Source organism: Pseudomonas floridensis (genome assembly GCF_002087235.1).
In the GTDB taxonomy this organism is placed as follows: Bacteria; Pseudomonadota; Gammaproteobacteria; order Pseudomonadales; family Pseudomonadaceae; genus Aquipseudomonas; species Aquipseudomonas floridensis.
Genome location: NZ_MUIO01000019.1, coordinates 13,695 through 23,350, shown reverse-complemented (window position 1 = coordinate 23,350; position 9,656 = coordinate 13,695). Strand labels below are relative to the sequence as shown.

At 57.9% G+C, this 9,656-nt stretch carries 4 protein-coding genes; all 4 read left to right on the top strand.

The features are described 5' to 3' along the window. Positions 1 to 195 precede the first annotated feature (195 nt). The 4 genes from BZK31_RS06460 (at position 196) to BZK31_RS06445 (ending at position 9,645) form a co-directional block, all read left to right on the top strand. Positions 196 to 5,358, top strand: a complete 5,163-nt coding sequence (locus tag BZK31_RS06460) for an RHS repeat domain-containing protein (RefSeq protein WP_244182639.1) — start codon at positions 196 to 198, stop codon at positions 5,356 to 5,358. Positions 5,359 to 5,691: 333 nt separating this feature from the next. Continuing rightward, positions 5,692 to 6,243, top strand: coding sequence for a fimbrial protein (locus BZK31_RS06455; RefSeq protein ID WP_083181964.1), 552 nt, complete (start codon positions 5,692 to 5,694; stop codon positions 6,241 to 6,243). Positions 6,244 to 6,347: 104 nt separating this feature from the next. Continuing rightward, complete coding sequence (locus BZK31_RS06450) at positions 6,348 to 7,103, top strand: fimbrial biogenesis chaperone (RefSeq protein ID WP_083181963.1); 756 nt, start codon at positions 6,348 to 6,350, stop codon at positions 7,101 to 7,103. A gap of 31 nt (positions 7,104 to 7,134) precedes the next feature. Next, positions 7,135 to 9,645, top strand: a complete 2,511-nt coding sequence (locus tag BZK31_RS06445; protein WP_083181962.1) for a fimbria/pilus outer membrane usher protein — start codon at positions 7,135 to 7,137, stop codon at positions 9,643 to 9,645. Positions 9,646 to 9,656: the final 11 nt, after the last annotated feature.

Genomic DNA, 9,656 nt, shown 5'->3' with positions numbered 1-9,656 from the left:
AGGCGAGCGGGCTGCCTACTCGTACAACTGCTAGGTTCCTGACCCGCTCAGTACTGGTAGGGTTGAAAAAGACCTTCAGTCACGCGGATCTCTCAGACAGAACTGGCTGAAGGGTCGCCAATGACTCATGCGCATGGATTGCACAACGGTCAACCAGTGCGCTCGTCCAGCCAACATTCAGCGAGGCCTATTCTCATGACCGCGTCCACCTCCGTGCACTCCAATGCGCTCAACTTCATGAGCTGTCTGAAAAGCGGTGTCGATTCGCGTACCGGGCTGTACAACGTGTCGATCAATCTGCCCGAACTGCAGGCCAATGATCTGCGCGGGCCGGGAATCACCCCCACGCTGTCCTACAGCCCGCTCCTGACGCAGGACATCGGCTATGGCCTGGGCTGGAGCCTGCAACTGTCCCACTACGATCCCGATTCTCACATCCTGTCACTGGGTACGGGCGAGACGTTCTGCGTTGATGGAACCAGCAACAGCAGATTCATCAAGCGTACCCTGCGCACCCGCTACACAAAGAGGACCCGGTCCACCAGACCCGCTGCAGCCGCCAGCAAGACTGACAGCGCCAAACGCAAGACCTACAGCAAGCAGACTCGCGTCAGCAAACGCACACGCCGCGTCGTGCATACCCGTATCGGCAAACTGACCATGTCGGAAAAGAAACTCGACACTTTTCATTTTTATAAAGTGGACGATTACCACTTCCGGGTGGCTCACAAATCCGGCTTGATCGAAATTCTCAAAGTGCACAGCAGCGGCAACAAACGCATGGCCTGGCCGGAGCAGATCATCGCAGCCTCCGGTCACAGGGTCTGGCTGACGCACAAGCCCTTCGGTAATACCCAACTGCTTGAATCGATCCGGGACGATCTGGATCGCACGCTACTGAATATCCAGCGCGAAGGAGACTCGAGCGTCAAGATCTCGCTGTATCCAGAAGCAGGGCCAAAAGGAGAGGCACTTGCGCAGTTCATCATGTACCTGACGAGCAGCAGCCGGTACGTCTCGCGTATCACGCTGCCGACCGAGAATCAGGCCTCGTGGCGGTTCGAATACGGGATCGAGAACGATGGTCAGGTATGTATCAAGCACGTGGAAACGCCGACGGGCAGTCAGGAGTTCGTCCATTACCAGGACCGCGGTCATGAATTTCCAGTCAGCGCCCACCGTCCGCCACTGCCGAGAGTGACCCGGCATGTCGTCGATCCTGGCTTTGAACAGCCGCAGATCGATGTGCGTTACACCTACAAGCAATCACACAATTTTCTAGGGGCAGGCCTGAACGTCGCTTGGGAAGACAACGGCCTGGACAACCTCTTCAAATACCTGGGCACCTATGACTATGCCTGCACCGAAAGCCTATGGGTCGACGACGTGGCCGTACGCAGTATCGAACGAACATTCAACCGCTTTCATCTCGTGGCCAGGGAAGTCACGACCCAGAACCAGCATCGGCAGACCGTAGAGACCACTTACTACATCGAGGAAGGCAAACGCTACTCCGAGCAGCCCGCTTACTGTCAGATGCCCAAGGATGTAAAAACGACCTGGACCGTACTGAACCAACCTGAGCGCAGCCGCAGTGAAACCATCAGCAACACCTATGACAGCCACGGAAATCTGCTGATGAAAACCCGTGCCGACGGTATCGTCGAGACCCAGACGTGGTATCCCGCTGAAGGGGTCGAAGGTGAATGCCCTCCCAATGCCGAAGGGTTTGTCTGCCAGTTGAAAGAAAGAACGGTTACCCCCGCCCTATCGGATCAGGACGGCGCACCCACCCTGACGACTCGCTTTAGGTACGCTGCCTTCCCGACAACCAGTGGCAGCGAACTGCCCGAATGGATTGTGCCCCAGACCGAAACACTGGTACACCTCGATGCCGACGGCCCAGGCAAGGACGTTGAACTGCAGCAGACGGTCAACACCTATTCAAACCTGCCGGACCAGCCGTTTCTACATGGGCGCCTCCAGCGCCAGACCCTGAGCCTGAATGGCAAATCGACTCATACCGACTACGTATACAGCCTGATCGACAGCGCTCAGTTGCACGTACCGGTGCAACAGATCACCAAAACCCTCAGCACCGATTTTGACAACGTCAGCAGCACCAGTGTGCGGCAGCTTTCACCCCTGACCGGGCATGAATGGCTGACGCTGGCCGAAGGCGTGGAAAACCGCTATGAGTACGACGCACTCAACCGGCTGACTCGGGAAACCACGGCCAAGGACACGGATTTCGAGGCCACTCGCGACTATCAATACATCCTCTGTGCAACCGTCGGGGAACATGCAGAGCAGGTGCTGACCAACGCGCACGGGGTAAAAACCCGCTCCTGCATGGACGGGATCGGTCGAGCTATCTATGAAGAACAGGACAACATCGATACCGTTGATCCGAAGGTCATGTGCCAGACCTACGCAGCTCTGTACAGCCCCTGGAACAATGTGCAGCAGGAGACGGCTTATGACTACCGCAACGGTCAGCAGAAGCCCCTGACCCGCTACTTCGCCTACGACGACTGGAACCAGCAATGCACCATCACCGGCGATGACGGTGTCCAGTCCCACCAGCATTTCAACCCCATCGGCAATGATGAGTATGACGGCGCGATCCAGGAAAACTGGATACAGAGCAGCGGCTCGACGCCAGACATCAGCAATCACAGTGAGGCCTGGCTGAACCTGTTTGGCAAACCGATCAGGCTCAAAACGCTGGGGGCACTAAAGGAGGTCGTGGGTACCCAGCATTTCCTGTACGACGGCCTGGGCCGTTGCACCTCCCAAACCGACGAACTCGGGGTCAACACCCAATTCGGTTATGACGCCTGGTCCCGCATGGCCACCACCTTGCTGCCAGACAACAGCGTGATCACACGTGATTACGCGGCGCACAGCAGCGCTGAGTTACCGATCGCGCTCGAGGTCATTCATGAGGACAGCACGACGAAAACACTCGCAGGTACGCAGGGTTTCGACGGGTTGCAGCGTCTGACGCAAACCAGGACAGGACCACGGATCGAATGCTACGCCTACGAGGACGACCAGAAACAGGTCAAGACCCGGACCACAGCCAAAGGCGACGAGATCAGCTTCACTTACAACCCGGCGCTCACCAGCCAGCCGCTTACCAGCAGCGCAAAGGATGAGCAATCGACATTTACCTACAATCCCAAGAGCGGCCGATTGACCGGCGCCGAGAATGTTCAGGGCAAACGCACTTACGCTTACGACGTACTCAACCGTCTTAAAGAAGAGAGTTGGCTCGACGAGCAGAAGCGAACCTGGAAAACGCAGTACGAGACGTCCTTCCAGGGGCTTCCGATCAAGCGCACCGAACTCCAGCAAGGCGATGACCCAGGCCTCGATACGGTCTTCGGTTACGATGATCTCGGCAGAGTCGAAAGTATCGTGCAGGGTAACCTGAAGGTTTGCGTAGAGTACGACCCCCTCAGTCGCCCCGGTTGCCTGGTGACCCATGACCTGAGCGCAGGCACGGCCCTCACTACCCGGCTCGAATACGACCACCAGGGACGGGAAGTTCTCCGACGGCAGAGGCTGAACCAACAGACCGAGCGCACACTCGAGCAGGTCTGGAACTCCGACGGATTGCTGAAAAGCAGGCACTTGAAGGAGGGTGATAGCAGCCTGCTTTGCGAACAGTTCAAGTACGATGTTCGCGGACGCCTTACTGTGTATGACTGTTCGGGCAGCAGTCTGCCCAGAGATGCACAGGGACGGAAAATTGTCAGTCAGGTCTTCTCATTCGATGCACTGGACAACATCAAGTACCTCCAGACTACCTTCTATGAGGACGCAGCAGAGGAGACAGAACCAAAATCGGAGCTGGCAATTTTCAACTACGCCATCGACGATCCCTGCCAGCTGTCGAGCGTGACGTATTCACTCTCCGGGACTACGGCAAACCTGCGTTATGACGAAAACGGCAACCAGCTCAACGACGAGCACGGTCAAACGCTGAGCTACGACTCGCAGGGTCGCCTGGTGGCTGTCCACAGCCCTGATGGTCAACCCATCAGCCAGTACCGCTATGACAGCCACGATGATCTGATCAGCGTTCGCCACGGTCACGAAAGTCAGATATTGCGCTTTTATCAGGACCAGCAGTTAAGCAGTAGCGTTCAGGACGACCGGCGCACTCACTACCTGCATCTGGATGAGCAACCATTGGGGCAGCAGAGCGCAGGCAAGGATGAAGAGACCCTGCTGCTGCTTACCGATCAGAACAACAGCGTGCTGGGAGAATGCCAGCAAGACACGCTCAGAGCGGCGGTGTACAACGCCTACGGTGGCCGTCACAGCGACGAGCTGTTGCTCACCACGTTGGGCTTTAACGGTGAGGTACGCGATACATCCAGCGGCTGGTATTTGCTAGGCAAGGGCTATCGGGCCTACAACCCGACCCTGATGCGCTTTCAAAGCCCCGACTCGCTGAGCCCTTTCGCGTCGGGCGGCGTCAACCCTTATATGTATTGCCTGGGCAACCCGATTGCGCTGCGCGATCCTACCGGACACGATGCCAGTACTCAGGGCGGTCCGTTGCCGCGCCCTTATGAAGAGAAGCGGTCATCCGGGTCGGGTGGTGCCGGGTGGATGTCCTGGATCGGCGTGGCAGTCAGCGCGTTTTTTGCGGTAACGGGGGTCATGTCACTGATAATGACTGCCGGCCTTTCGGCACCGATTTCGGTACCGATGATCGGTTTGGGCGTAGCAGAAGGGACAGCGGCAACCGTTGCGCTGGTTGCAACCACGGCACTTACCGCAACGGCGGCCGCAGCCGGGGCTGTAGCCGCCGTTAGTGGAGACCAGACTGCCAGTTACATCGCCTATGCAGCAGGTTTTGCAAGTATGGGAACGGGACTTATAAGGAGCGCCTCAAGGTTATTCCAGCCCGCGAAGCTTGCTTCCAAGGCCGTGGATACGACTGTGGATGGCGTTTCGGGTGGCTCTCGTTCCGCGATAGGAACACAGACATCCCGGAGTGGATCCGTCAGCAGCGTTTCATCGGCTTCATCTGCATCTCCTGCCTCGTCGGCTTCATCGGCTTCATCGGCTTCGGCGTCAGCCATGAGTACGCTGAGCGGTGGAACTATCCGAAGTCGAAGTAGCTTGGGCAGTATAGATCTGAGTCTCTTCGAGCCAGCTCGCGGAGCGCTCAAGCCCGTTGCCATTACAACAACTCAAAACTCCGCCGAGCTGCTTCGAATTAACCAGCTTCGGGGCGTAGGCGCTAATGTGTCCGAGGCTATCAGAATTGTCAGGACAGAACATTTCGCTGAAAGATCTGGCTTGGCCAACAACGTCATCTCAAGCATAAGAACATGACCTCTCTCTTTAGCCAGGCGAAGATGTCTGCACATCCTCGCCTGGCTGTCCAGAAGACGTAGGTGCACGTTCCACCAAGGCATTTTTCAGATCAGTTCTGAGCATCCAAAAAAGCCTTCATTAACAGGCACGATAACCGTATGAATACATAACTAGGAATATAGGACTTTTCCTACAAGCTTAGTCATTACGCAAGTGGGCACCCCTACTGTGATCGCCCACGCTTCCCTACTAGACTCTCGCCCCGTCATGACAGCTAATCCAAATCAAGCAATTGAACGACATAAATAGTTACTTACAGACTTCGTAACTTAATATCTTCAGGTATCCATCATGAAAACAACTTTCCCTGCACTGGGCCTCGCCCTGGCTGCTGCGCTGGTCAACACCTCGGTGTCTGCAAACACCGGCACCATCAACTTCGAAGGCAAGATTACCAGCAGCACTTGCCCCATTGAAGTGGTCAATCCGGGCGACGGCGCCATCGGTAACCTGGTGAAAATGGGCTCGGTTGAGGCCAGCCGCTTTACTGCCGTCGGTCAGGCCCTGCGAGGCAAGGACTTCGCGTTGCGTGTCGACAACACAGGCGGCAAATGCATCAGCACTCCCGATCCGATTGCGAAAGTGAGGTTCGATGGCACAGCCGACGCTACCAACCCTGACTATTTCGCTGTGGGAACGGCTGCCGATGACGCTGCAGGCGTTGCGATCATGATCAAGGACAAATCCAATAACGCGATCGCGCCCGGCGACGAATCTGCAGATTACCCGTTGATCGACGGAGTCACCGACATGAGGTTCTATGCCTACTACGTGTCCACTGCAGCGACCGTCCAACCCGGTACCGCTTCGGCAGATGTGAGCTTTCTCGTCTCCTTCAACTGATCCCCACCCTTCCGCTTGACGTGACGGCCCGCGCGCCGTTCACCGCAAGCATCGTCAATGCATCCAGTCCCTACGGGGGGCTGGATGCACAAGGTAAAATTCTCATGATCGGCATCATCTGCCAGCAGGCCCTTGTCAGGCCTGCACGCGGTATCTGCATGACTGTGCTCATGCTGGCCGGCTGCCTGCCTGCGGCTCAGGCTGCCTTGACCGTCAACGCGACTCGCGTGGTGTTTGTCAGCGACAAACGCAGCACATCGGTAATCGTCTCCAACCCCAGCAACCGCCCCTTCGCGGTGCAGACCTGGGTCAATACAACGGCAGACGACACGACCACGGTAGTGCCGTTCGCGTCCTCACCACCGCTGTTTCGCCTGAACCCCGGCAAGGAACAGCAGGTACAGATCAACGGCTTGCCCAATAACCTGCCTGCTGATCGCGAATCACTGTTCTATTTCAACGTGCAAGAGATTCCTCAGAAGGACGACACTCAGGGCAATGTACTGAATATCGCTCTGCGTACCCGTATCAAGCTGTTCTATCGCCCCGCTCTGCTGACCGATAACCCCATGACACGTCTCAAGGATGTGCAGTGGTCGGCCAGACGATTGGCAGGCAAGACGCAACTGACAGCGACCAACCCGACCCCCTTTCATATCTCGTTCATCCGCCTGGAAGTCAACGCCGGCGACAAGACGGAAAAGATCAAACAGGCCGCGATGCTGGCTCCGATGACATCTCAGACCTTTGAGCTTCACGAGCTACAAGCATCACCAGGCCTTCAGGTGGTGTTTTCCGCGATTAACGACTACGGCGGCTACAGCACACCCGTGACCCTCCCGGTCAGCCTGGTCCCGTAACACCGCGTCGATTCATCCCAGGACATTCTTCATGACCCTATTATCCGGATCCGGGCTCATACCGGTGCGCCTGCGTTTCATGCGCTCGCTGTTGGTGTACGGCAGCAGCGCCCTCCTTCTCGACGCCAGTCCCGCACTGGCAGATCTGTCCTTCCAGTCCGGCTTCCTGCGTCAGGGGCCGGGCTATGGCGACGCCGCTAGCCGGGCGCTCGATACGCTGGTGACCATGCAGGACCTTGCCCCTGGCAAGCATTGGGTAGAGATTCAGGTCAACAGTCGCTATTTCGGCCAGCGGGAATTGCGCTTCGACACCGACCCGCAAGGTGAACGTCTGCTGCCTTGCCTCTCCAGGGAACTGCTGGAACAAATGGGCCTGCGGCTTGACAGTCTCGCCAACCCGGCGCTTCTGGAGACCTCGTGTGTCGACCTGTTTCAACTGGTCCCTGGAGCACAGATCAGTCTCGACGGTGGCAAGCTGCAACTGTCGGTATCCATCCCGCAAATCGCCATGCGCCGTGACACACTCGGTCAGGTCGACCCGACACTTTGGGACCACGGCATCAGTGCGGCGTTTTTCAGCTATCAGGCATCAGCCCAACAGAGTACCGGTGCTGAAACCGGCAGGCGCAACAGCGCCGACCTGTACCTCAACAGCGGCGTCAACCTGGGCGCATGGCGGCTGCGCAGCAATCACAGCATGCGTCACGACGAAGAGGGAAACCGTGAATGGACAAGGGCCTATGCCTACGCCCAGCGTGACCTGCCCGGCACCCGCGCCAACCTGACGGTCGGCGAGACCTACACCGGTGGGGACGTGTTCCTGAGCCTGCCGATCAAGGGTGCCCTGATCAAGACCGATCAGGAGATGCTCCCCGATGGGCTGCAGGGCTATGCGCCGGTCATTCGTGGCGTGGCGCAAACCAGGGCAAAGCTGGAGGTGCTGCAGAACGGCTTTCCTGTCTACTCAACCTACGTCAGCGCCGGTCCTTATGAAATCGACGACCTGATCACCGCAGGCAGCGGCGAACTGGAGGTGGTGCTGACGGAGGCCGATGGACAGACAAGGCGCTTTACCCAGCCCTACGCCACGATTGGCAATCTGTTGCGTGAAGGCAACTGGAAATACAGCGCAGCGATGGGTCGCTACAATGGTTTCGACGCGATCGAACACCCCTGGTTATGGCAAGGCACACTGGCCGTCGGTACAGGCTGGAATTCAACCCTCTACGGAGGTCTGCTGACCAGCGCTGTCTACCGTGCCACTGCGCTGGGGATATCCAGGGACATGGGTGGCCTGGGTGCGCTGGCATTCGATGTAACGCATTCGAATGCCAACATCGACAAACCTGGCCAACCCAGTGTGCAAGGCATCAGTTATGCCTTCAAGTATGGCAAGGCATTCGCGACCCGTACGCACCTGCGCTTTGCCGGTTATCGCTACTCCACTCAGGGCTATCGGGATTTCGACGAAACCCTGCATCAGCGCAACGACAACAGCCTGTTCAAAGGCAGCCGTCGCAGCCGTCTGGAAGTATCCCTTCATCAGAGAGTCGGTAACCGCAGCAGCGTCAGCCTCACGCTGTCCCGGCAGGACTACTGGGGCATTGACCATGAGCAGCGCCAATTCCAGTTCAACGCCAACACCCAATACGCCGGCGTCACTTACAATTTTTACGCGTCGCAGTCACTGAGCAATGCACGAAGTCGTGGCAACGACATGCAAATGGGACTCAGCCTGTCGATGCCGCTGGACCTGGGACACCTGAGCAACGCGACGTTCGATGTGCAGAAAAGCGGTGACCGCCAAAGCCAGCGTGCCAGCCTCAGCGGCAGTCTCGACGAAAACCGTCTCAGCTACCTCGCCAGCCTGAGCAATGATGACGGCCGCCAGCAAAGCGCAGGGATCGGGCTGGGCTATCAGGCCCCATTCGGCAGCATTGGCGCAGGTGTGACCCAAGGCAATCACTACCGCAGCACCTCGATGAACGCCAGCGGTGCCGTCCTGCTCCACGCCGACGGCATCGAACTGGGACCCAGTCTGGGCGACACCATTGCGCTGGTCGAAGTCCCGGATACACCCGGCGTCGGAATCCACAATGCGACCGGCGTCAAGACCGATAGCCACGGCTATGCACTGGTGCCGTACTTGCGTCCCTATCGCTACAACCAGATCGTACTTCAGACCGACCAGCTAGGCCCGGAAGTGGAAATCGACAACGGCAGCGCTCAAGTGGTGCCGACCCGAGGCGCGGTGGTCAAAACCACCTTTGCAGCACGTAGCGTCACCCGACTGGTCATCACAGCCCGCGCCGCCGATGGTCAGCCATTGCCATTCGGCGCACAGATCAGCGATGTACAGGGAAACCTCATGGGCGTTGCCGGTCAGGGCGGGCAGATCCTGCTGTCCACAGGCATGCAGCCACAAACGCTTGATGTGCGCTGGGGCAATCGACCCGAACCGCAATGCCGTCTACGCATCGATCCGTCCAGCATGCCTCTGGCAAAAGGCTACCGATTACAGGAAGTAACGTGCACGCCATGACTGCGCCCATC

Excerpts from the sequence above, each read along its gene's own strand:
- BZK31_RS06460 (WP_244182639.1), top strand. The coding sequence starts at position 196 with ATGACCGCGTCCACCTCCGTGCACTCCAATGCGCTCAACTTCATGAGC.
- BZK31_RS06455 (WP_083181964.1), top strand. The coding sequence starts at position 5,692 with ATGAAAACAACTTTCCCTGCACTGGGCCTCGCCCTGGCTGCTGCGCTG.
- BZK31_RS06450 (WP_083181963.1), top strand. The coding sequence starts at position 6,348 with ATGATCGGCATCATCTGCCAGCAGGCCCTTGTCAGGCCTGCACGCGGT.
- BZK31_RS06445 (WP_083181962.1), top strand. The coding sequence starts at position 7,135 with ATGACCCTATTATCCGGATCCGGGCTCATACCGGTGCGCCTGCGTTTC.